This is a genomic window from Cypionkella sp., from assembly GCF_034376685.1.
Classification (GTDB): domain Bacteria; phylum Pseudomonadota; class Alphaproteobacteria; order Rhodobacterales; family Rhodobacteraceae; genus Cypionkella.
The window spans coordinates 108,345-131,336 of the sequence record NZ_JAXMJJ010000029.1; the positions used below are offsets into that span (position 1 = coordinate 108,345).

The 22,992-nt window shown below is 61.1% G+C and carries 23 protein-coding genes; 11 read left to right on the forward strand and 12 right to left on the reverse strand.

Translation table 11 applies throughout. The features are described from left to right. Positions 1 to 12 precede the first annotated feature (12 nt). A complete protein-coding gene (gene sugE / locus U1A24_RS06595) occupies positions 13 to 333 on the reverse strand; it encodes a quaternary ammonium compound efflux SMR transporter SugE (RefSeq protein ID WP_322321176.1) in 321 nt (106 codons plus the stop codon). Positions 334 to 546: 213 nt separating this feature from the next. Here sugE and U1A24_RS06600 point away from each other — a divergent pair, with 213 nt between their 5' ends. After that, positions 547 to 2,160, forward strand: coding sequence for a GMC family oxidoreductase (locus U1A24_RS06600; RefSeq protein ID WP_322321177.1), 1,614 nt, complete (start codon positions 547 to 549; stop codon positions 2,158 to 2,160). A gap of 203 nt (positions 2,161 to 2,363) precedes the next feature. Here U1A24_RS06600 and betC read toward each other — a convergent pair whose 3' ends face one another. Continuing rightward, positions 2,364 to 3,872 (reverse strand): choline-sulfatase, encoded by a 1,509-nt coding sequence (gene betC / locus U1A24_RS06605; RefSeq protein WP_322321178.1) that lies wholly within the window; start codon positions 3,870 to 3,872, stop codon positions 2,364 to 2,366. A gap of 182 nt (positions 3,873 to 4,054) precedes the next feature. On the opposite strand from betC, the gene U1A24_RS06610 reads away from it, so the two are divergent. The 6 genes from U1A24_RS06610 to U1A24_RS06635 all read left to right on the forward strand — a co-directional run bounded on the left by U1A24_RS06610 (position 4,055) and on the right by U1A24_RS06635 (position 12,114). Next, a complete protein-coding gene (locus U1A24_RS06610; RefSeq protein ID WP_322321179.1) occupies positions 4,055 to 6,082 on the forward strand; it encodes a CocE/NonD family hydrolase in 2,028 nt (675 codons plus the stop codon). A 105-nt stretch (positions 6,083 to 6,187) separates the two neighbouring features. Further along, positions 6,188 to 7,777, forward strand: coding sequence for an ABC transporter substrate-binding protein (locus tag U1A24_RS06615; RefSeq protein WP_322321180.1), 1,590 nt, complete (start codon positions 6,188 to 6,190; stop codon positions 7,775 to 7,777). A 7-nt stretch (positions 7,778 to 7,784) separates the two neighbouring features. Then, positions 7,785 to 8,741 carry an ABC transporter permease gene (locus tag U1A24_RS06620; protein ID WP_322321181.1) on the forward strand — a complete coding sequence of 319 codons (957 nt, stop codon included), beginning with the start codon at positions 7,785 to 7,787 and terminating at the stop codon, positions 8,739 to 8,741. Beyond that, positions 8,738 to 9,556: an ABC transporter permease gene (locus U1A24_RS06625; protein WP_322321182.1), complete on the forward strand. Its 819-nt coding sequence runs from the start codon at positions 8,738 to 8,740 to the stop codon at positions 9,554 to 9,556. Before U1A24_RS06620 ends, U1A24_RS06625 begins: the two co-directional genes overlap by 4 nt. Positions 9,557 to 9,560: 4 nt before the next feature. Then, complete coding sequence (locus tag U1A24_RS06630) at positions 9,561 to 11,201, forward strand: ABC transporter ATP-binding protein (protein WP_322321290.1); 1,641 nt, start codon at positions 9,561 to 9,563, stop codon at positions 11,199 to 11,201. A 79-nt stretch (positions 11,202 to 11,280) separates the two neighbouring features. Then, positions 11,281 to 12,114, forward strand: coding sequence for an alkaline phosphatase family protein (locus U1A24_RS06635; RefSeq protein WP_322321183.1), 834 nt, complete (start codon positions 11,281 to 11,283; stop codon positions 12,112 to 12,114). A 48-nt stretch (positions 12,115 to 12,162) separates the two neighbouring features. Here the strand turns inward: U1A24_RS06635 and U1A24_RS06640 are convergent, their stop codons facing one another. Next, positions 12,163 to 12,909 (reverse strand): class II aldolase and adducin N-terminal domain-containing protein, encoded by a 747-nt coding sequence (locus tag U1A24_RS06640; protein WP_322321184.1) that lies wholly within the window; start codon positions 12,907 to 12,909, stop codon positions 12,163 to 12,165. Then, the gene (locus U1A24_RS06645) at positions 12,906 to 13,826 is read right to left on the reverse strand and encodes an alpha/beta hydrolase (RefSeq protein ID WP_322321185.1); all 921 of its coding nucleotides are present in this window, start codon (positions 13,824 to 13,826) and stop codon (positions 12,906 to 12,908) included. Before U1A24_RS06645 ends, U1A24_RS06640 begins: the two co-directional genes overlap by 4 nt. Before the next feature lie 243 nt (positions 13,827 to 14,069). Between U1A24_RS06645 and U1A24_RS06650 the strand changes: the two genes are divergently transcribed. Continuing rightward, entirely contained in the window at positions 14,070 to 14,441 is a 372-nt protein-coding gene (locus U1A24_RS06650) for a hypothetical protein (RefSeq protein WP_322321186.1), read from the forward strand. Positions 14,442 to 14,557: 116 nt separating this feature from the next. Here U1A24_RS06650 and U1A24_RS06655 read toward each other — a convergent pair whose 3' ends face one another. The 5 genes from U1A24_RS06655 to U1A24_RS06675 form a co-directional block, all read right to left on the reverse strand. Beyond that, a complete protein-coding gene (locus U1A24_RS06655; RefSeq protein ID WP_054005237.1) occupies positions 14,558 to 14,764 on the reverse strand; it encodes a cold-shock protein in 207 nt (68 codons plus the stop codon). A 164-nt stretch (positions 14,765 to 14,928) separates the two neighbouring features. Continuing rightward, positions 14,929 to 15,129, reverse strand: coding sequence for a hypothetical protein (locus U1A24_RS06660; protein WP_322321187.1), 201 nt, complete (start codon positions 15,127 to 15,129; stop codon positions 14,929 to 14,931). 96 nt (positions 15,130 to 15,225) lie between these two features. After that, the gene (gene recR, locus U1A24_RS06665; RefSeq protein ID WP_322321188.1) at positions 15,226 to 15,816 is read right to left on the reverse strand and encodes a recombination mediator RecR; all 591 of its coding nucleotides are present in this window, start codon (positions 15,814 to 15,816) and stop codon (positions 15,226 to 15,228) included. Between the two features lie 15 nt (positions 15,817 to 15,831). After that, a complete protein-coding gene (locus U1A24_RS06670) occupies positions 15,832 to 16,176 on the reverse strand; it encodes a YbaB/EbfC family nucleoid-associated protein (RefSeq protein WP_322321189.1) in 345 nt (114 codons plus the stop codon). 9 nt (positions 16,177 to 16,185) lie between these two features. Then, positions 16,186 to 17,931 carry a DNA polymerase III subunit gamma/tau gene (locus tag U1A24_RS06675; RefSeq protein ID WP_322321291.1) on the reverse strand — a complete coding sequence of 582 codons (1,746 nt, stop codon included), beginning with the start codon at positions 17,929 to 17,931 and terminating at the stop codon, positions 16,186 to 16,188. 81 nt (positions 17,932 to 18,012) lie between these two features. Here U1A24_RS06675 and U1A24_RS06680 point away from each other — a divergent pair, with 81 nt between their 5' ends. Continuing rightward, complete coding sequence (locus U1A24_RS06680; protein WP_322321190.1) at positions 18,013 to 18,495, forward strand: protein-tyrosine phosphatase family protein; 483 nt, start codon at positions 18,013 to 18,015, stop codon at positions 18,493 to 18,495. A 73-nt stretch (positions 18,496 to 18,568) separates the two neighbouring features. Here the strand turns inward: U1A24_RS06680 and rsgA are convergent, their stop codons facing one another. Continuing rightward, positions 18,569 to 19,585, reverse strand: a complete 1,017-nt coding sequence (rsgA, locus tag U1A24_RS06685) for a ribosome small subunit-dependent GTPase A (protein WP_322321191.1) — start codon at positions 19,583 to 19,585, stop codon at positions 18,569 to 18,571. 123 nt (positions 19,586 to 19,708) lie between these two features. On the opposite strand from rsgA, the gene mog reads away from it, so the two are divergent. Further along, on the forward strand, positions 19,709 to 20,251 hold the full coding sequence (gene mog / locus U1A24_RS06690; protein ID WP_322321192.1) for a molybdopterin adenylyltransferase: 543 nt from the start codon (positions 19,709 to 19,711) through the stop codon (positions 20,249 to 20,251). Positions 20,252 to 20,319: 68 nt separating this feature from the next. Here the strand turns inward: mog and U1A24_RS06695 are convergent, their stop codons facing one another. Continuing rightward, entirely contained in the window at positions 20,320 to 20,718 is a 399-nt protein-coding gene (locus U1A24_RS06695) for a DUF4864 domain-containing protein (RefSeq protein ID WP_322321193.1), read from the reverse strand. A 116-nt stretch (positions 20,719 to 20,834) separates the two neighbouring features. Next, positions 20,835 to 22,415, reverse strand: coding sequence for a lysine--tRNA ligase (locus U1A24_RS06700; protein ID WP_322321194.1), 1,581 nt, complete (start codon positions 22,413 to 22,415; stop codon positions 20,835 to 20,837). Positions 22,416 to 22,524: 109 nt separating this feature from the next. Between U1A24_RS06700 and U1A24_RS06705 the strand changes: the two genes are divergently transcribed. After that, entirely contained in the window at positions 22,525 to 22,947 is a 423-nt protein-coding gene (locus tag U1A24_RS06705) for a tellurite resistance TerB family protein (protein ID WP_322321195.1), read from the forward strand. Positions 22,948 to 22,992: the final 45 nt, after the last annotated feature.

Here is a 22,992-nt window from a genome sequence, read left to right on the forward strand (position 1 = left end):
AAAAACCGCCGGTTAATGTGTGCTGGACAGTTTCATCAGCACCAAGCCGCTGACGATCAACGCAGCGGCAAACAGGCGCATCGGTGTGGCGGCTTCACCCAGAAACACGATGCCAAGGATGAAGGCGCCAACTGCGCCGATGCCTGTCCAGATCGTGTAGGCGGTGCCCAAAGGCAGGGTGCGCATGGCAAGAGCCAAGAGGCCAAAGCTGGCCGCCATCGCCACAAGGGTGATCAGGCTGGGGGTCAGTTGGGTGAAACCATCGGATTTCTTCATGTAATAGGCCCAGACGACCTCAAGAATTCCGGCGACAGTCAGATATATCCAAGCCATAGGGCCCTCTTGCAGCAAACCGGGCCGTCCCGAAGCGGTGCAGATGCCGCAGGCCGTCCTGCGCAGCCCCAATATGCCGGGATGGAGGCTGCGATGCAAGAGGCGCGGCATTTGGCAATACCGACATATTTTGTCGCGGCTCGGCAAGGGGCGGCGTCATTGCCTCGTTACAAACGCAAAGCCCGGTCGCATCGGGACGCTGGGGAGCCGGATATGCAGGACGCGGATTACATCATTGTGGGCTCTGGCTCGGCGGGGTCGGTGCTGGCAGAGCGATTGACGCAATCTGGCAAGCATCGGGTCGTGGTGCTGGAAGCGGGTGGGTCGGATCGGCGGTTTTTTGTGCAGTTGCCCCTTGGTTACGGCAAGCTGTTTTACGATCCGGCGGTGAACTGGATGTACCAGACCGAGCCTGATCCGGGGCTGAACGGGCAGCGCGATCATTGGCCGCGTGGCAAGCTGTTGGGCGGGTCGTCCAGCATCAACGCGATGGTCTATATTCGCGGCCATCAGGCGGATTACGCCGAATGGGGGGCGGAGAATCCAGGCTGGGGCTGGGAAGAATGCCTGAGTGCCTACAAGGCGATGGAAGATACCGAGGCGGGCGGGGATGATTGGCGCGGCAAGGGCGGGCCGTTGTTTGTCGCCGAGAACCGCAAGGGGCTGCATTGGCTGGTTGAGGATTACATCAAAGCCTGCGGTCAGGCGGGGTTGCCCTACAACCGCGATTTCAATGGGGCCGAGCAGGAAGGTGCCGGTACCTATCAGATGACCATCAAGAATGCCCGACGCAACTCGGCGGCGCGGGCGTTTTTGCGGCCTGCGATGAAGCGGGCGAACTTGCAGGTGATCACAAACGCGCAGGTGACGCGGGTGCTGTTTGACGGCAAGCGCGCGGTGGGCGTGGAATATCTGCGGGGGGGCGTGCGGTGCGAGCTGCGCTGCAATGCGGAAGTGATCTTGTCGGGCGGGGCGATCAACTCGCCACAACTGTTGCAACTGTCGGGGGTGGGGCCGGGGGGGCTGCTGTCGGGGCTGAATATCCCGGTGCTGGTGGATAATCCGAATGTCGGCGACCATCTGAGCGATCATCAGGGCATCAACTACACTTGGCGGATGAAGGTTGCGACCTACAATGATTTGCTGCGGCCGTGGTGGGGCAAGCTGTTCGTCGGCGCGCAGTATTTCCTGACACGGGGCGGCCCGTTGGCGAAGTCGATCAACCATGCGGGTGGGTTCTTCAGAACCAGTGCTGATCTGGACCGGCCAAATATGCAGCTGTATTTGCAGGCGTTCTCGACTCTGCTGCCGAAAGCGGGTGAGCGGCCTTTGCTGACCCCGGATCCATTCCCCGGCCTGTCGATCGGGCTTTCCAATTGCCGCCCGACCTCGCGCGGGCATATCCACATCAACACGCCCGATCCTTTGGCGCATCCGGGGATCACCGCCAATGCGTTTTCAACCGAGCATGACGTGGCCGAGATGCTGGCGGCGGTGAAATACCTGCGCCATATCGCGGCGCAACCCGCACTGGCGGGCCTGATTGCCGAGGAATTGCGGCCTGGTCCGGCGGTGCAAAGCGACGCTGATTTGATCGCCGATTTCCGGCAACGCTCTGGCACGGTTTATCACCCCAGTTGCACGGCGCGGATGGGTCGGGATGCCACCAATTCGGTGGTGGATGCCGGGTGCCGGGTGCATGGTATGCAGGGGCTGCGGGTGATCGACGCCAGCGCGTTTCCGAACCTGATCGCAGGCAACACCAACGCGCCTGCGATGCTGATGGGCTGGAAGGGCGCAGAGCGGGTACTGGCCGATGCGCGGTGAGCCTTAAACGGAGGGCCCCGCCTCGGGGGGCATCGAGCCCCCGCTCGGCGGCGCTGCCGGGGATGAGTGTTAAACTTGGTGTTTGCGTATAGGTTGGACGCCTCCGGCGGGAGTATTTACAGCGAAGCGCGCGCGGTCATGTCAGAATGGCATCCGACCGTGCCGTCAGCCACGAATTTCGTCTTGCTTTGAAATTCGTCTGTTTATTCCCCGCGCGGGAAGCGTTTGTTGTCTTCCAGCACGTTCAGATCCATGTGGTTGCGCATGTAACGCTCGGACGCGGCGCGCAGGGGTTGGTGATCCCAAGGGTAGTAGGCCCCGTTGCGCAGGGCTTCATAGACCACCCAGCGGCGGGCTTGGCTTTGGCGGACTTCGGCGTCGTAGGCGGGGATGTCCCAGCGGTCTTGGGTGAGGGTTTGGAAATGGGCGAGGACTTCGGCGGCGCGGGGGTCGGCTGCGAGGTTGTGGTTTTCTTCGGGGTCTGAGGCGAGATCGTAGAGTTGATCGGGGTCGGCGGGGCAGTGGATGTATTTCCATGCGCCAAGCCGCAGCGCGACCATCGGGGTGATGCTGCCTTCGGCGGCGTATTCCATCGCGACGGGGGTGATGCGTGGCGTGCCTTTGGCCAGCGGCAGCAGGCTTTCGCCGTCGGTCCACGGCATCACCTCTGCCATCGAGATGCCTGCCAGATCGCACAGCGTTGGCGTCAAGTCGATGGTCGAGACGGCGGTGTCGATGCGTTGCGGCTCTAGCCCCGGCGCGGAGATCATCAGCGGGACGCGGGACGCGCCTTCAAAGAAGTTCATTTTGAACCACAGGCCCTTGCGGCCCAGCATTTCGCCGTGGTCGGAGACGAAGATCACGATGGCTTCCTGGCGGGTCGCTTCTAAGGCTTCGAAAATCTCACCGATTTTGGCATCGACATAGGAGATGTTGGCGAAATAGCCTTGGCGGGCTCGGCGGATGTGGTCGGGGGTGACTTCCAGCCCGCGCCAGTCGCAGGCGTCCATCAGGCGTTGGGAATGCGGGTCCATATCTTCATAGGCGAGCGGTTCTGGTGGTTCCAGCTCGGGGGCGCCTTCGTAGAGATCCCAGTATTTCTTGCGCGCGACGAAGGGGTCATGCGGGTGCGTGAAGCTGGCGGTCAGGCACCACGGGCGCGGATCAAGCCCGCGCGACAGGTCGTAGATTTTCTGCACCGCTTGATGGCAGACATCGTCGTCATATTCGAGTTGGTTGGTGATTTCCGCCACACCCGCGCCGGTGACGGAGCCGAGGTTATGATACCACCAGTCGATGCGTTCACCGGGTTTGCGGTAATCCGGGGTCCAGCCGAAATCGGCGGGGTAAATGTCGGTGGTCAAGCGGTCTTCGAATCCATGCATCTGGTCGGGGCCGACGAAATGCATCTTGCCTGACAGGCAGGTGTAATAGCCCGCACGGCGCAGATGGTGGGCGTAGGTGGGAATGTCGGACGCAAATTCGGCGGCATTGTCGTAGACGCGGGTGCGGCGGGGCAAGGCGCCGGACATGAAGGCTGCACGGGCCGGGGCGCAGAGCGGCGAGGCGGTGTAGGCATTGGCGAAGCGCACCGAATGATCGGCGAGGCGGCGCAGGTTCGGGGCGTGCAAGAAGGCGGCGGGGCCATCGTCAAACAGCGTGCCCGTCAGCTGATCCACCATGACAATCAGGATATTCGGGCGGCTGGGCATGGCGGATCCTCTGCGGTTTTCGGGGTTGCGCCAAAGTGGTGGCGCGCTTGGGTTTGCGTTGCAAGAGGTCATTTGACGCGAATGTGACGCGAGGTCGCAAACGGGGTCTAAAGCGCCGCTTGAAGGACGGATTTCAACACCTTAGCGTCGCCTGATACGCGCGCAGCGCATGAGGGATCCGAATGAAAATTGTCACCGACTTTCCCTTTGCGATTACCGATGATCCCGACATGGGAATCGTGCTTTCCGACGGCTGTCGCTTGTCGGCGCGGGTGTGGCGGCCTGTGGGCGCAGGTCCGGTGCCGGCGGTGCTGGAATACATCCCCTACCGCAAGCGCGATGGCACTTTGCCGCGCGATGAGATGATGCACGCCTATGTCGCAGGCCACGGCTATGCCTGCGTGCGGGTGGATATGCGCGGCAACGGCGACAGCGAAGGCTTGATGACGGATGAATACACCATTCAGGAACTCGCCGATGCCTGTGAGGTGATCGAGTGGTTGGCGGCACAGGATTGGTGCTCGGGTTCTGTGGGCATGATGGGGAAAAGCTGGGGCGGATTTAACTGCTTGCAGACCGCGTTCTTGCAGCCGCCGGCGCTGAAGGCGGTGATGTCGGTGTGCTCGACGACTGACCGATTTGCCGATGATATTCACTACAAGGGCGGCTGTTTGCTGGGCGAGAATTTTGGTTGGGGGGCGGTGATGCTGTCTTACTCCAGCAGGCCATCGGACCCGGTGTTGCGGGCGGATTGGCGGGCGGAGTGGTTGAGGCGGCTGGAGAACGAGCCGTGGTTGGCACCGCGTTGGGCCGAAATGCAGGAAAAGAATGACTACTGGAAGCACGGCTCGGTGTCTGAGGACTATGCCCGCATGACCGTGCCGGTACTGTCCTGGGGCGGTTGGGCCGACAATTACATGAACACTGTGGCGCATCTGGTGGAGAATGTGCCAGCGCCCGTGCAAGGCATCGTCGGGCCTTGGGTGCATCAGTATCCGCATACCGCTGTGCCGGGGCCTGCGATCGGGTTTTTGCAGGTGGCCCTGCGCTGGTGGGATCGCTGGTTGAAGGGCATCGAGAACGGCGCGGAGCATGATCCGGCTTATCGGGCATATATGATTCACTCCGAGGCCCCAGATGCGTCGGCCAAACATCGGGCGGGACATTGGGTGGCAGAGGCGGCTTGGCCTAGCCCGCGGGTTTCGCGGCAGGTATTGGTGCTTGGGGTTGGCACTGGAGAGCCGTCTGCCCTCCAAAGCACCCGAGGATATTTGAGCAGAGAGGGTGGCCCAGAGTTTTCTTTGCAAGTGAACACGCCGCAGCAGTTGGGCATGCACACGGGCGAGTTCTTTCCGATGGGGCTGAATGCCGAGATGCCGGGCGATCAGGCCAGCGATGACGCGATCTCGGTATGCTTCGATGGCGCGGCGCTGGCCGAGTCGTTGGATCTGTTGGGTGCGGCGCGGTTGAGCCTGACGCTGTCCAGCGATCAGCCCTTGGGGTTTGTGGTGGCGCGGCTGTGTGATGTGGCGCCGGATGGATCGTCGGTACGGATTGCGCATGGCATGTTGAACTTGTGCCACCGCGACAGCATGGAAGACCCGGTGCCGATGCCCGTGGGGCAGGCGGTGGCGGTGGCGTTCAACATCGACCAGATGGCGTATCGGCTGGCTGCGGGGCATCATCTGCGCTTGGCGCTGTCGACGACCTACTGGCCGTTCCTGTGGCCCTCGCCCGAAGCGGCCACGCTGACCGTGACGGCGGGAAGCCTCGATCTGCCCGTGCATCAAGGCAGCGAGAATGAATGGGAGCCACCTGCGCCTGAGGCCGCGACGCCTTGGGCGAACAAAGTGCTGCGGGCGGGCAAGACCACGCGCAAAATCGAAACCGACTTGATTTCAGGCACCACCGCCTTGGTGATCAGCGATGATCTGGGCGATGTTGAAAATCTGTCACACGGGCTTTGCACCGGCGAGTCTATGACAGAGCTGTGGCAAATCCATCCCGATGATCCGCTGTCTGCCCGCGCGGTTCATACCTGGGAGCAGCGGTTGTCACGCGGAGATTGGTTTGTAAAGACAAATGCTTGGGCTGAGATGACCGCCACGGCCACCCACCTGCACCTGAAGGCCAGCTTGACGGCATGGGAGGGTGACACCAAGCTGTTTGAACGCCACTTTGATGATGAGGTGCCGCGCAGATTTGTTTGACCCTTTGCGGTCAAGAATCGTTGCCATAACGGAAATTCACGGGTTACTGATTGGGTAATCAACAAAAAACAGCCCGAAAATCTGGGCAAGTTCAGGGAGAACACAATGTCGAATGAGTTGAACTATCTGCTAAGCCGCGCTGCCAAGGGCCTGATGAGCCGCCGCGAATTCGTCGGCCGTGCTGGCGCTTTGGGTGTGTCTGCGGCGCTGGCCTCGACGCTGCTGGCCTCGGCTGCCCGTGCGGAAGAGCCGAAAAAGGGCGGTCTGCTGCGCGCAGGCATGCAGGGCGGCGAGAGCACCAACTCGCTGGATCCGGCATTGGCCGCGTCGGAAGTGCCGTTCGCTGTCAACATGATCTGGGGCGAAATGCTGGTCGACGTGAACGCCAAGGGCGAGATCGACTATCGCATCGCCGAAGAAATCAGCTCGTCGCCGGACGCGATGGAGTGGAAATTCAAGATCCGTCAGGGTGTCGAATATCACGACGGCAAGACTGTCACCGCCGATGACGTGGTCGCTACGCTGAAGCGCCACACCGATGAGAAATCGCAGTCGGGCGCTTTGGGCATCGTCAAGGACATCACCGAGATGAAGGCCGAGGGTGACATGGTCACGCTGAAGCTGGCCTCGGGCAATGCCGACTTGCCGTTCCTGATGGCCGATTATCACCTGATCATCCAACCCGGCGGTGGTGTTGACAACCCGGCGGCTGGCATCGGCGCGGGTCCCTACAAGATCGTCGCAAACGAGCCGGGCGTGCGCCACACCTTCACCAAGCACGCCAACTATTTCGACAGCACGATGGGTCATGCCGATGACGTCGAGATCATCGTGATCAACGACAACACCGCCCGCACCTCGGCGCTGCAAGCCGGTCAGATCCACATGATGAACCGGGTCGACCCGAAGATCGTCGAGTTGCTGAAAGGCGCGCCGGGGATCTCGATTCAGGCCGTTGCTGGCCGTGGTCACTACGTCTTTATCATGCATTGCGACAAGGCCCCCTTCGACAACAACGATCTGCGCATGGCGCTGAAACTGTCGGTCAACCGTCAGGAAATGGTCGACAAGATCCTTGGCGGCCTGGGCTCGCGCGGCAATGACTTCCCGATCAACGCCGCCTATCCGCTGTTCGACGACACCATCCCGCAGCGCGAATATGATGCAGCCGCTGCGGCTGAGGCTTACAAGAAATCTGGCCATGATGGCTCGCCCATCGTGTTGCAGGTGGCCGCAGGTGCCTTCCCCGGCGCAGTCGAAGCCGCCCAGCTGTTCCAGCAATCGGCCAATGCGGCCGGTATCCCGCTGGAAATCAAGCGCGAGCCGGATGATGGCTATTGGTCGAACGTCTGGAACGTGGCTCCGTTCTGCGCCAGCTATTGGGGCGGACGTCCGGTGCAGGATCAGATGTATTCCACGGCTTACCTGTCCACCGCTGACTGGAACGACACCAAGTTCAAGGATCCGAAGTTCGACGCAACCCTGATCGGCGCGCGTGCCGAGTTGGATGAAACCAAGCGCAAGGCGATGTATTCCGAACTGGCGAACAATCTGCGCGACAACGGCGGTCTGATCTGCCCGATGTTCAACGATTTCGTTGAAGCGAAGCGCGATGAAGTTGCTGGCTGGGAGGCTGATCCGAATGGCGAATTGATGAATGGCCGCGCACTTGCCAAGTGCTGGCTGAACACCTGATCGCCGTATGCATCCGGTCCTGAAACTCGTGGCCCAGCGTCTGGCGCTGGGTCTGCTGCTCATGTTGGCAGTCTCGGCGCTGATCTTTTTCGGGGTCGAGGCTTTGCCGGGCGATGCCGCGCAAGCCATGCTGGGTCAGTCCGCCACGCCAGAGGCTTTGGCCAACCTGCGCGAGAAAATGGGTCTGAATGACCCGGTGCTGTCGCGCTATGGCCATTGGCTGTTTGGATTTCTGACCGGGGATATGGGGACGGCGCTGACCAATGGCGAAGATATCGCCAGATCCATCGGCAACCGTCTGGGCAACACGCTGTTCCTTGCGTTCTGGGCTGCGCTGATCTCGGTGCCGCTTGCGATTTTGTTGGGTCTGGTGGCCGCACGCTATAACGGGCGCTGGCCGGACCGGCTGATCTCGGGCGTGACACTGGCGACGATCAGCCTGCCCGAATTTGTGGCGGGCTATCTGGTGCTGTATTTCCTTGCCGTAAAGCTGCAACTGTTCCCTGCCATGTCGATGGTTTTCCCCGGCATGGGGGTGTTTGAGCGTTTGGGCGCGATCATCCTGCCCGTCATCGTTCTGGTGATGGTGGTGCTGGCGCATATGATGCGGATGACGCGGGCGGCGATCCTGAACGTGATGCAATCGGCCTATATCGAGACGGCCGAGCTGAAGGGCCTGTCGCCTTTGACCGTGATCTGGCGTCATGCGTTTCCGAACGCCATCGCCCCTGTGGTCAACGTGGTGATGTTGAACCTGGCCTATCTGGTGGTCGGCGTTGTCGTGGTTGAGGTGGTGTTTGTTTATCCCGGCATGGGGCAATATCTGGTCGATCACGTCACCAAACGCGACCTGCCGGTGGTGCAGGCTTGCGGCATGATCTTCGCCGCCGTTTACATTGGGCTGAACATCCTTGCGGATGTGGTGTCCATTTTGGCCAACCCAAGATTGAGGCACCCGAAATGAGGCGCATTCCGCTTTCCGCGCTGCTCGGTCTGGTTTTGACCGGGGGCTTTTTCTTCATCGCCATCTTCGCGCAACTGATCGCGCCCTATCAGATGGATGAGCTGGTCGGCGGCGTCTGGGATCCGATCTCGTCTGCGCATTGGCTGGGCACCGATAGTATCGGGCGCGATCTGCTGACGCGGATGATCTATGGCGCGCAGGTGACGATCTTTATCGCCACGGCCTCCACCATCCTGTCCTTTGTCACCGGCTCGGTGTTGGGCTTTCTGGCGGCGACCGCAGGCGGTTGGGTGGATCAGGCGCTGTCGCGGTTTATCGACCTGATCATGGCGGTGCCGACGCTGATCTTCTCGCTGGTGATCCTGACGGCGGTGGATGTGACCACGCTGAACCTGATTCTGGTGATGGGATTGCTGGATTCGACGCGGGTTTTCCGTCTCAGTCGGGCGGTTGCAGTAGATATCACCGTGATGGATTACGTTGAGGCTGCCCGTCTGCGCGGCGAAAGGCAGGGTTGGATCATCTTCTCGGAAATCCTGCCCAACGCGCTGTCGCCCTTGGTGGCTGAACTAGGTCTGCGCTTTATCTTCGCGGTGCTGTTCATCTCCACCCTGTCCTTCCTTGGCCTTGGCGTGCAGCCACCACTGGCGGATTGGGGCGGCTTGGTGAAGGAAAACTCGGCGGGTCTGGTCTACGGCATCCCTGCCGCCCTTGCTCCGGCGATTGCGATTGCAGCACTGGCGATCTCGGTGAACTTGGTGGCGGATTGGGTGCTGTCGCGCACCACCAGCCTGAAAGGCGGTCGCGGTGCTTGATCAGATGAAACCCACACCTGCCTTGCTGGAAATCAGGAACCTGCGGATTGAGGCCACCTCTTACCCGCCGGGTGAGAAACCGCGCGATGTGGTGCTGGTAGATGATGTGTCTGTCTCTGTGCAACAGGGCAAGGTTCTGGGCCTGATTGGCGAATCCGGTGCGGGCAAATCCACCATCGGGCTTTCGGCGATGTCGTTCGGGCGCGGTGGGGTGCGACTGTCAGGCGGTCAGGTGATGCTGAACGGCCGCGATATCCGCACGGCTGGCCCCAGCGATCTGCGCAGCCTGCGCGGTCGCGAGGTCACCTATGTCGCCCAATCCGCCGCCGCTGCGTTCAACCCGGCGAAACGGCTGATGGAGCAGGTGATTGAAACCAGCCTGCACCACAAGCTGATGACCCGCCCCGAGGCCGAAGCCCGCGCGGTAGAGCTGTTCCGCAAGCTTGGTCTGCCCAATCCCGAAAGCTTTGGCACCCGCTATCCGCATCAGGTTTCGGGCGGGCAGTTGCAGCGTGCGATGACAGCGATGGCACTCTGCCCGAAGCCGGATCTGGTGATCTTCGATGAACCCACCACAGCGCTGGATGTGACCACGCAAATCGACGTGCTGGTGGCGATCAAAGCCGCGATCCGCGATACCGGTGTGGCGGCGCTGTATATCACCCACGACCTCGCTGTGGTGGCGCAGGTCGCCGATGATATCCTCGTGCTGCGCGGCGGCAAGAAGGTCGAATACGGCACGACCGATCAGATCATCAACGCGCCGCAGCAAGCCTATACACAGGCACTCGTGTCGGTGCGTTCGATTGACCACGTTGAGAAAGCCGAAGCCCCGCCGGTGCTGTCGGTCGCCAATGTGACGGCGCGCTACAAGGGCACCAATTTCGACGTGTTGAAGAATGTCACCGTTGATCTGCCCGCAGGCCAAACTCTTGCTGTGGTGGGCGAAAGCGGCTCGGGCAAATCCACGCTCGCTCGGGTGATTACCGGGCTTTTGCCTGCAGCCCAAGGCCGCATCACCTTTGCGGGCCGCACATTGTCGCCCGATCTCGCCAGCCGTTCGAAGGATGATCTGCGCGAATTGCAGATGATCTACCAGATGGCCGATACCGCGATGAACCCGCGCCAAACCGTCGGCACCATCATCGGGCGGCCATTGGAGTTTTACTTCGGTCTGAAAGGCGACGCGAAACGCAAGCGTATTCAGGAACTGCTGGAAGAAATCGAAATGGGCGCGGGCTTTATCGACCGCTACCCGGCCGAACTGTCCGGCGGCCAGAAGCAACGCGTCTGCATTGCCCGCGCGCTGGCCGCCAAGCCCAAGCTGATCATCTGCGATGAGGTCACCTCGGCCCTCGATCCGCTGGTGGCGGATGGCATCCTGAAACTGCTGCTGGAGTTGCAAGCCCGCGAAGGCGTGGCCTATCTGTTCATCACCCATGACCTTGCGACGGTGAAAGCCATCGCTGACAAGATCGCGGTGATGTATCGTGGCCAGGTCGTGCGCTACGGCAGCAAGACCGATGTGTTGACCCCGCCTTTCGACGACTACACCGACCTTCTGCTGTCCTCGGTGCCCGAGATGAAACTGGGCTGGCTCGAAGAGGTGCTCGCCTCGCGCAAAATGGAAAGCGGCGGCAACTAAGCCGCTGCCGTCGCCGTTTCATCTGTTCATAAATATCCCCGCCGGAGGCTTCGCGATCTCCGCCGGGCCGGAGTTGTAAATGCGCAAACTACTGCTGATCATCCTCGATGGCGTGCCCTACCGCAACTGGCGCCGCCTGTTTGGCAATCTTGAAGGCTGGGTCGCCGCGGGCGAGGCAAGGGTCTGGCGGATGCGTTCGGTGCTGCCCTCGACCTCTGGCTCTTGCTACGCCTCGATCCACACCGGCACGCCACCACAGGTGCATGGCATCTGGGGCAACGGCCTGCGCCGCCGCTTGGAATTACCGGATGTGTTCTCGGAAATCTCCAAAGCGGGCGGCAAGACCGGGGCAGTGACCCACAGTTTCTGGTCGGAATTCTTCAACCGCTATCCGTTCGATATGGTGCGCGACATTGAATATGATGAGCCCGAAGGCCCGATCACCCACGGCCGCTTTCACACCATGACCGGGGATAGCAGCTACAACCAGATGACGCCCTCGGATGTCGATCTGTTTGCCACGCTGACCCGGCTGTGTCTGGTGAAAGGCATCGACTACGGCATCCTGCACACTTGCACGCTCGACAGTCTCGGCCACCGCTTCTTCCACGACTGCGAGGAGATGGACGACGCCTGTTACCGGATGGACGAAATGCTTGCCACCTTCCTGCATCAATGGCGCAGCGCGGGCTATGAGGTGATCGTCACCGCCGACCACGGCCAGGACGAACGCGGCCATCATGGCGGTGCGGGCGAATTGCAGCAGGAATTCGCGTTCTATTACTTCGGCGATTCCGAGATGCCCGCCGCCGATGTGGTGCTCGACCAGTTGGCGCTGGCCCCGTCGATCCTGACGCGGATGGGGGTGGCGGTTCCGCCCAGTATGAAGGCGAAACCGTTCTTCACCGCCTAGCCGATTTTCGCGCGAAAATCGTAGACGGAATTCGCGCGAATTCCGCCCTCAGCTGGCGTAGCTCGCACCTTCTTCGTCCAGCAAGGCCTTGATCTCGCGCAGATGTGCCTCGGCATAGCCGGGGTAGTTGTCCCATTCGCCCGCGGTTTTCTCGGCCACTGCATCCGACAAGATTCGCAAGGCCTTTCCGGTTTGCAAAGCGCGGATGTAGGTTTCGGCGGCGCGCTCAAAATAGGTCAGGCGGTTGAAGGCATCCGCCACCGTTTGGCCGATGATCAGCACGCCATGATTGCCCATGATCATGGTGGTGATCTTCGGGTCGGCCAAAAGCTGGACGCAGCGCGCGGCTTCTTCCTCAAACGCCATGCCGCCGTAATCGGCATCCACCACTTGCCGCCCAAAGAACATCGCCGAGTTCTGGTCGATCGGCGGCAGGTAGCTGTCCGCCAAACTGGCCAACACCGTCGCGTGAATCGAATGCACATGCATCACGCAGCGCGCATGCGGCAAAGCGCGGTGGATGCTGCCATGCAGGCCCCAGGCGGTCGGGTCGGGTGCGTCAGGGCGGTTCATCGTGGTGGGATCATTTGCGTCAATCTCCAGCAGGCTGGATGCGGTGATCCGGCCAAAGTGGCGCATATTGGGGTTCATCAGGAACTTCGTGCCTTCGGGGTTCACCGCAAGGCTGAAGTGGTTCGAGACCGCCTCATGCAGGTTCAGCTTGACGCTCCAACGGAACGCTGCCGCCATGTCGACGCGCTCGGCCCAGTGGGTGATATTGGCATGTGCGTTCATTGGGTCTCTCCATAGGGCCAGCGGGCTTGTGCCAAGGCGCTGATCGCGTTGCAAATTTCGGTGAAGGATGCCGCCGCCCGAGGTACTGTCACCCGCGCGCGCAGATAGCCATGCACCATGCCGGGTGCTGTGAACGACACCGCCCGCCCGCCTGCAGCCCGGATCGCCGCAGCATAGTCATGCGCATCATCGGCCAGCGGATCACATTCGGCGGCAATCGCGATGGTGGGTGGCAGGCCGTTAAAATCGGTATCCTGCAAGGGGGCGACGGTTGCATCGCCCTGCACCTCTGCCCCGCCATGCCGGATGCCTGCGTAGAATTCCACATCCGCCAGCGTCAGCATCGGTGCGAAAGCATGGGTCAGATAGCTGCCCTTTGTCCGATCCCCGCCCAAGCCCGGATAGATCAACACCTGCCCCAAGATCCGCGCATCGCCCCGCAACGCATGACTGACCGCTGCCGCCAGATTGCCGCCTGCGGAATCCCCCGCCAGCACCAGTGGCCCCTGCAAAGCCTGCACCACTGCCGTCGCATCCTCAAACGCCGCAGGATGCAGATGCTCGGGCGACAAACGGTAATCCACCGCCACCACCTGCAAGCCCGTAAGCGCGCGAATATCGGCGCAAACGTCGTCGTGGCTGTGGAGCCCGCCCACCACATAGCCGCCGCCATGCAGATACACCACCGTCGGGCCAGCGCCCGGATAGATCCGGCACGGAACCTCTGCAATCACCTTATCCTCTGCCACCACCCCTGCCGGATAGCCGCGATGAAACGTCGCGCACATCGCATCATAGATCCGGCGCTGATCGGCGATGGTCAGGCTGGCGGTGCCGGGCGGATAACAGGCTTCACTGTCGCGGATAAACCCCCAGGTCGCGGCGTCGATAAGGCTTTGGTAATCTGGCGCTGGCATGATGCGGGAAACCTGACTGCTGTTGCGGCGATCATGGCGGGCAAAGCCTGCAGGTTCAACGCCTAATCACCGCCACAATTGACCGCGAAATGCCTGAATGCCCGCCTAATTTCGCCGCAACTGTCGCCTAAAGTAGAACAATCAAGACGCAGAACGCCTGCCATGTTTAGGGGAACAATCGTGCAAGTCATTCGGTCATTTGAACATCATAGTGCATCTCCGGTCGGATTCGGCGTTCGGGTGATGCTGGTTACGCAAGCGCAAGACGGCAACATCCTGCCGCATCGCCTTGCTGGCTTGGGTGGCAAGGTTGAGATGGTGGATGATCTGTTCGTCGGGCTGGAAGCGGTGATTGAAGATCCGGCGGGTTACGGCTTGTGCGTCATTGATTGCGATGCGATTGGCGGTCTTGCAGCAGGTCGGCGTGCCCATGAACTGCTGGCAGATGTCTCGCGGCGCGTGCCGGTGATCCTGCTGTCGCAGGAATGCACAACACAGGAATTCCCCGAACAGCGCGGTGCGGCGGTGGTGCTGCGCGCGCCCGCTTCGGGCATCTCGCTGCGGGTCGGCTTTGAACATGCCCTACGGGAGCGACTGGCGGCGCGTCTGATCTGAAAATGCGATCAGCTGCCATCCTGATCGCCAGCAGTGATCAGGGATATGGCGACAATACAAAAGGGGCGCATAAAATGCGCCCCTTTCAAATGTGATACGGTGCTTGCGCCGAAGTTTCAGGCCAGCGCCAGATTGGTCGCCGATTCGCGGCCATCGCGGCCCGCTTCGATATCGAAGGTGACCGGCTGGCCATCTTTCAGCGAGCGCAGACCAGCACGCTCCAGCGCCGAGATGTGCACAAACACGTCCTTCTTGCCACCTTCCGGGGCGATAAAGCCGAAGCCTTTGGTTTCATTAAACCATTTCACGGTGCCCTTAGCCATCGTGACGTCTCCCTTAGTAGTTCCGCCCGCGAGATTGCGGCGGCTTGGCGCAGTCAGCCTTTGTCGAATGCTGTGGCCGAAATCGGAGACAGGGATCGCAGAGAGTCAACGTCGCAGGGTAAGTTAGGGGCGACTCTGGCCACAGATCAAGAAAAAATTACGCGCTAGGCGTGTTCTGGATGATGATGCTCTGCCGGTTTGCGGCGTGGCAGCATGGCATAGCCCAACAGCAGAATGGCTGCGGCACAGCCAATACCGCTCCACAACCACAGGGCGGTCAGCCATGTCACGTTCAAAGCCACAAGTCCAAACAGCGCCGAGAAGAAACCGAGAAATCCGCCTGTAATCATTGAAACAACAGCCATGATGCTCTCCGGTTATCCGCCACCCCAATAAGACGCCGAATTAAGGCGGGAATGCGGCAGAAGCACGGTATGGTTGTGAAGCGCCGCTAAATTGGCTCAAAAGCGGCGGCGCGCCCGCAGCGCCGCGCCAATGGTGCCATCGTCGAGATAGTTCAACTCGCCACCAATCGGCACGCCTTGTGCCAGCGAGGTGATCTGCACCTCAAGCCCCGCCAGTGCATCGGCGATGTAATGCGCGGTGGTCTGGCCATCCACCGTGGCATTCAGCGCCAGAATCACCTCTGTCGCCGCCGCCGCCCGCTCTACCAGCCGGGGGATGCCCAGCTCATCCGGCCCAATCGCATCCAGTGCCGAAAGTGTTCCGCCCAGCACATGATAGCGGCCCTTGAACGCCCCGCCGCGTTCCATCGCCCAGAGGTCAGAGACATCCTCAACCACACAAATCTCCCCATTGGCGCGGGTTTCGTCGCTACAAATCGGGCAGATTTCACTGGTGCCGATATTGCAGCAGATCACGCAATCCTTCGCTGTCAGCGCCACCGTTGCCATCGCCTGCGCCAAGGGGGCCATCAGCGGCCCCCGCTTTTTCAGCAACGCCAACACAGCCCTGCGTGCCGACCTAGGCCCAAGCCCCGGCAACCGCGCCATCAATTCGATCAGCGTTTCAATGTCGCGCGATTGCTCCATTCCGGCAGGGTTCCCCTAGATTGGAAGCTTGAAATCCGCAGGCAATCCAAGCGCTTGCGTCATTTTCTGCATCTCGACCATGTTGCGGGCCTGACCCTTGTTTTGCGCATCCTTGATCGCGGCGATGATCAGATCCTCCACCACTTCCTTTTCTGAGGCGACCAGAATCGACGGGTCAATATCCAGCCCGGTCACTTCGCCTTTGCAGGTCGCCCGTGCCTTGACCAGCCCCGCGCCCGCCTCGCCGATCACAACGGTGCGCGCCATTTCTTCTTGCAGCTCGGCCATCTTGCCCTGCATTTCCTGCGCGGCTTTCATCATCTTGGCCATATCGCCCATGCCGCCCAAACCTTTTAGCATATCAACTCCTTAGCTGTCCTCGAACGGATCCCATTCGTCTTCTACCTCCGGCAAAGCCTCGATCGCGGCACTCGCCGCCATCGCCTCTGCCGTCCTGATCTCAGAGATTTTCGCCCCCGGAAACGCCAGCATCACCGCCTGCACCAGCGGGTTTTCCATCGCCTCAGCTTTCGCCGCGTTCTGCGCCGCATCACGCTCTTCGGCCAGCGTCGGCGCACCACCGGTATTGACCACCGACACGCCCCAACGCGCCCCGGTCCAGCCCTGCAACCGCTGGCTTAACCGCGCCGCCAGATCGGGTTTCGCACCCGCAGCCGGTTCAAACTCGATCCGCCCCGGCGCGTATTTCGCCAGTTTGACGCCTTCTTCAATCTCGACCAGCAAGCGCATATCACGCTTTTCGCGGATCAGTTCAACAACTTGCGCGAAGCTGGAATACACCACCAACTGGCTTTCGGCCACCGCCAAGGCCTGGCCGACCTGCATAGTTGGCCCACGCATGGGCGCAGAAGGCGCCATCCGCAGCGCGCCATGCACCATGCCGCCACCGCCACCAGCAGGCGCACCCCCGGTAGGCCGCGCAGGGGCCGCTTGCGACATCAGCTTTTTCACCAGCGTCTCAGGGTCCGGCAAATCGGCCACATGCGTCAGCCGGATCACCGCCATCTCGGCGGCCATCATCGCATTGGGGGCAAGCGCCACCTCTTCCAACGCCTTCAACAGCATCTGCCACATCCGCGTCAGCACCCGCATCGGCAAAACCGCAGCCATCGCCAACCCACGTTCGCGCTCATCCTGCGGCGTCGTCGGGTCTTCGGCAGCTTCCGGCGTGATCTTGATGACGGAGACCCAATGGGTGATTTCCGCCAGATCGCGCAGCACTGCCATCGGATCAGCGCCGTCGGCATATTGCCCCGACAGTTCCGCTAAGGCTCCGGCCGCCTCACCTTTCATGATCAAATCAAACAGATCCAGCACCCGGCCCCGATCCGCCAGCCCGAGCATCGCCCTGACCTGATCTGCGGTGGTTTCCCCCGCGCCATTGGAAATCGCCTGATCCAACAGCGAGGTCGCATCCCGCGCCGAGCCTTCCGCCGCGCGCGCAATCAGCGCCAAAGCGCCATCTGTAATCTGTGCGCCCTCGGCATTCGCAATCTTGCGCATCAAGGCCATCTGCACTTCCGGCTCGATCCGCTTCAGATCGAAGCGCTGGCAGCGCGATAGCACCGTCACCGGCACCTTGCGGATTTCCGTGGTGGCGAAGATGAATTTCACATGTGCCGGCGGTTCTTCCAACGTCTTCAAAAGCGCGTTGAAGGCGGCATTCGACAGCATATGCACTTCGTCGATGATATAGATCTTATAGCGGGCCGAGGCCGCCCGATAATGCACAGAATCAATGACTTCGCGCATGTCATTGACGCCGGTGCGGCTGGCCGCATCCATCTCCATCACGTCAACGTGACGGCCTTCCGCAATCGCCACACAAGGTTCACACACGCCACACGGCTCGGTAGTCGGCAGGCCCTGACCATCAGGCCCGACGCAATTCAGCCCCTTGGCCACAATCCGCGCGGTGGTGGTTTTGCCGGTGCCGCGAATACCCGTCAGCATGAACGCATGCGCAATCCGGTCCGCCGCAAAGGCATTCTTCAGCGTGCGCACCATTGCCTCTTGCCCGACCAGATCGGCAAAGGTCGCGGGGCGGTATTTGCGGGCAAGAACCTGATAGGTTTGCGGCGTGGTTTCGGTCATCATGCCTCAGGACTATGCGGGCGGATTCGGGTTGCCATAACCTAAGCCGCGCGTGGCCAAACGTAAACCAAAGAGGAACAGATGCGGCTGACAATCGCAGAACTGAGCGTAGGGCAGGGGGTGCTGGGCATCAGTCCGTGCCCCGGCCGCGCCGGGTTTTATGAGGCAGACCTGATCGCGGTCCGGCATTGGCAACCGTCACTGGTCGTCACATTCATCACCTATGAGGAACTGGAGCGCGTGGGGCCAACGCTCGGCTTTGATTTGGAAGGCGCTGACATTGCCTGGGCGCATTTGCCCACCGCCGATTACGACACCCCCGGCGAAGGCTGGGACTATATTTCCATCGTCGTGCATAGCGAACTTGAGGATGGCCACAAGGTCCTGCTGCACTGCATGGGCGGTTGCGGCAGATCCGGCACCGCCGCCTTGCGCCTGATGATCGAGGCCGGAGAAGGCCCGGAAGCCGCGCTGAACCGTCTGCGCAAAGTTCGCCCCTGCGCGGTAGAAACGCCCGAGCAATTCCTCTGGGCCAGCCAAGCCTCAAACCAGCCAAGCCCATAAAATTTAACTAAAATTTGCGTTCACATTGGGGCAAATATCCCACGGGGGTCCGGGGGGGTGAAACCCCCGGCGCTCAGCCCCCAGGCCGCCGCTTTGCCGCGGATTTCTTGGTATATTTCCCCGCCGCCCGCACCTTTGACACCTGCATCGCGGACGAATTGGCCTTTTCCTCAGCCCCAAGTTTCCGCCAGCTTTCCAGTCGCCGCGCATCGACCACGCCCGCCTTGATCGCAGCTTGCACCGCGCAACCCGGCTCGACGGAATGGGTGCAATCGCGAAACCGACAATCTGCCGCAAGGTCGATCAGATCGGAAAACAGCACATCAATGCCATCCGCCACATCGGTCAGCTGCAACTCGCGCACCCCCGGCGTGTCGATCAGCCAACCGCCCGCAGGCAAAGCCAGCAGATAACGCGAGGTCGTGGTGTGACGGCCCTTGGCGTCATCCTCCCGCACAGCACCTGTCTCTAATGCCCCCCCGGTCAAGCTATTGGCCAAGGTGGATTTTCCCACACCGGAAGATCCCAGCAAAACCACCGTCTGCCCCGCCCGACACCACGGATCGAGCACAGCAAGATCACCGGATTTGGCGTTCAACGCCACCACTGCCATCCCCGCCGAAAGTCCCTCTGCCCGCGTGATATAGGGTGCGGCCTCGGCCATATCCGCTTTGGTCAGCACAACCACCGGCGTGATACCGGCGGAATGCGCCAGCACCAGATAACGCTCCAACCGCGCCTCGTTGAAATCGGCGTTGCAAGAGGTGACGACGAACATCGTATCGACATTCGCCGCGATCAGTTGCGCCACCGTCCCGGTCCCCGCAGCCCGGCGTTGCAACAGGCTGACCCGCTCCAGCACCCGGCCCACGCGCGGACCGTCGGCCAGTACCCAGTCGCCCACCGCCATGCCTGCGACCGAAAGCGTCGGCGGGCAGAGCAATTCCACCGCGCCGTCCGCCGTCAAAGCCTGCACCCTTGCCCGATGCAGCGAACTTAGCCGCGCCGGCACAAACGCCGCATCCTCCTCGGTCAGCTGTTCAGAGAAATGGTCAGACCAGCCCAGATCGGGCAGCGTAAAATCAGGCAAACGGCATCCTTTTTCGGCCCCATCCGGGCAAGCCTCAGCTTACGCCCGCAGGCGCGTTGCGGCAAGCAGGGGCTTGCACCCGCCCCACCAAACCCGCACCCTGCGGCCAAAAGGAGCCGCCCCATGTCCGCCCCCAAACCCGCTGCCCGCATCGCCATTCTCACCGTCTCTGATCGCGCGTCAAAGGGCGAATACCAAGACCGGGGCGGCCCGGCAGCCGAAGACTGGCTGCGCCGCACCCTTACCACCCCCGTCGAAATCCTCCGTCGCATCACCCCAGATGGCCGCGCCGAAGTCGCCACCGAACTCCGCGATCTCGCTGATAACTGGCGGGCCGACCTGATCCTCGCCACCGGCGGCACCGGCCCCAGCCCGCGCGACCAGACCCCCGAGGCGCTTGCGGATGTAATTAACATGGAATTGCCGGGCTTTGGCGAGGCGATGCGCGCGGCCAATGGCAAAGTCGTCGCCACCGCAATTCTGTCGCGGCAAACTGCTGGCATCCGGGGCAAAACCCTGATCATCTCGCTGCCGGGCAGCCCCAGCGCCATCGCCACCAGCCTCGACTCTATCTTCGCCGCCGTGCCCTATTGCCTCGACCTGATCGGCGCGGGCTGGATCGAGACCGACCCCACGCTGATCAAAGCTCACCGCCCGAAAGCATGACTCTCGACTTCGGCCCCAAAGGCCACTGCGCTGTCAAACGATGACAGCCGCCACGCTGCAAAAGCGCCTCAGGCCCCAACACCCTGCTGCGGCAACAGTTGCACGGCGTTAATCTGCCAACCCTCCGGCGTCTCAACCATCATGTAATCCAGCAGATAGGTGCGCCCGCCGGCATCGGTGATCATCACCCGCTGCCACAGATTGCCCGCCACGGTGCGCAGTTCCAGCATCCGCACCGCGTCATGCCGCCACACCATCGGATAAACCTTCTCGACCATCTCGCCAAACTCATCCGGCGTGCCGAAAATGCCTTTGATGTTGGGTGAGGCATAGGTCCACGCCTTGCCAATATCCTGCGCATTGAACGCATCGAGTTGCTGTTGAATGGTTTGTTGAATAGGCACTTCCTGCGCCATAGCGGGCAAGGTCAGCCCGACTAAAGCGGCAACATAAAGGTAAAGTCGCATCGCAACACCTCATACCACCGTCCCCATCATAAATGGTAAACCAGCCCGAGGTTTCGTCAAATAAAAACCCCCGACACACACGCTAGCGTTGAGTCAGGGGCGCAGTTTTCAGCAGATCAGGCGATAAGCTCGCCATTCAAGCCGCGATCGAGCAGCGCAATGGTTTCTTCCACGCCATAAAGCGCGATGAAGCCGCCAAAGCGCGGGCCATCCGAGGCACCCAAAAGTACCTCATAGAGCGCCTTGAACCAGTCCCGCAAAGGCTCGAACGCGTGGTCTTTCCCGACGGCAAATACCATGCTTTGCAGCGCCTCGTCGTCCAAACCGCCGTCCCAGGCCACCAACCGCGCCCGCAGATCCAGCATTGCCGCGCGTTCCTGATCCGAAGGCAGACGGAACACCCGCGTCGGCGCAATCCGGTCGGCAAAATAGCGCAAGGCATAGCCCGCCGCCGCATCCAGATCGGGGTTGCCTTCGGGCGAGGCATCCGGCGCATAACGCTTGATAAAGCCCCAAAGGCCGCGTGCATCCTTCGCGCCCGACACCGAGGCCAAATTCAACAGCATCGAGAACGGCACCACCATTTTCGACGCAGGCGGATTGCCCTTGTGGATATGCCACACCGGATTGTTGACCTGCTGATCGACGTCCTGCGTCGGATACGCCCGCAACTGCTGGTGATATTCGTCCATCGCCCGCGGGATCACGTCGAAATGCATCCGTTTCGCCGTCTTCGGCTTCTGATACATGAAATACGACAGGCTTTCCGACGAGGCATAGGACAGCCATTCGTCAATCGTCAGGCCATTGCCCTTGGATTTCGAAATCTTCTGGCCCTGATCGTCAAGGAACAACTCATAAGACATATGGTTCGGCTTTTTGCCGCCCAGCACCTCACAAATCCCATCATAGATCGGGGTATTGGTGGAATGGTCCTTGCCATACATCTCAAAATCAACATCCAGCGCCGCCCAACGTGCGCCGAAGTCCGGCTTCCATTGCAGCTTGACGTTGCCGCCCGTCACCGGAAGCGTCCATTCGCGGCCATCCTCATCATCAAAGGTGATGGTGTGGTTGACCGGGTCGACGTTCTTCATCGGCACATACATCACCCGCCCGGTTTCGGGGTGGATCGGCAGAAAACAGGAATAGGTCTGCTGACGTTCTTCGCGCAAACTGGCCAGCATGATCTTCATGATCGCATCATAGCGCTCGGTCGCCAGCTTCAGCGTATCGTCGAACTTGCCCGATTTATAGAACTCGGTGGCGCTGATGAACTCATACTCAAAGCCAAACGTATCCAGAAACCGCCGCAGCATGGCGTTGTTATGCGCGCCAAAGCTGTCGAATTCACCGTAAGGGTCGGGCACAGACGTCAACGGCTTCTGCATATGCTCGCGCAGCATATCCTGTTGCGGCACATTCTCGGGAACCTTGCGCATCCCGTCGACATCATCCGAGAAACAGATCAGACGCGTCGGAATGTCCGAGATCGCCTCAAACGCCCGCCGGATCATCGTGGTGCGCGCCACTTCGCCAAAGGTGCCGATATGCGGCAGACCCGAGGGGCCATAGCCGGTTTCAAACAGCACATAGCCCTTTTCCGGTGCCTTTTTTTCGTAGCGTTTCAGCAGCGCGCGGGCCTCTTCAAAGGGCCAAGCTTTCGATTTCATCCCAGCATCGCGCAAAGCGGACATCGCGGCATACTCCAACGCGTGGCAACCCCATGTCACCACAAGCCCCTGTCCTCTATTGCCGCCACGCGCGCAGGTCAATATTCTGCACCGCAACAATAGGAGAGCAGACTTGCCCGATACCCCCCCCTCGCTGTCGCCCCAAGACGCGCTGCTGGCCGTGATGATCGCGGTGTCCGCTTCGGATGAGAACATGCGCACGGCTGAACTGGTGGCAATTCAGCGCACGGTGAACCACATGCCGGTGTTTGGCAGCTACGACGCCGATCGCATCCGGGTCGTGGCGCAAACCGTATTTGATCTGTTCGAGGAAGAAGACGGCTTGGAGGCGCTGTTCGGCCTGATCCGCGACGCGCTGCCCGAGCGATTGAATGAAACCGCCTATGCTTTGGCCTGCGATGTCGCCACAGCCGACGGCAGCCTGCGCGAGGCGGAACTGCGCATGCTGGAAGAGGTGCGCGAAGAGCTGAACATCGACCGTCTCCACGCCGCCGCTATTGAATGGGGTGCCAGAGTGCGGCATCTGCGGCCCTGACGCTGCACGGGCCTGATTGCGGTGGTCTGATTATGGGGCGCCGAT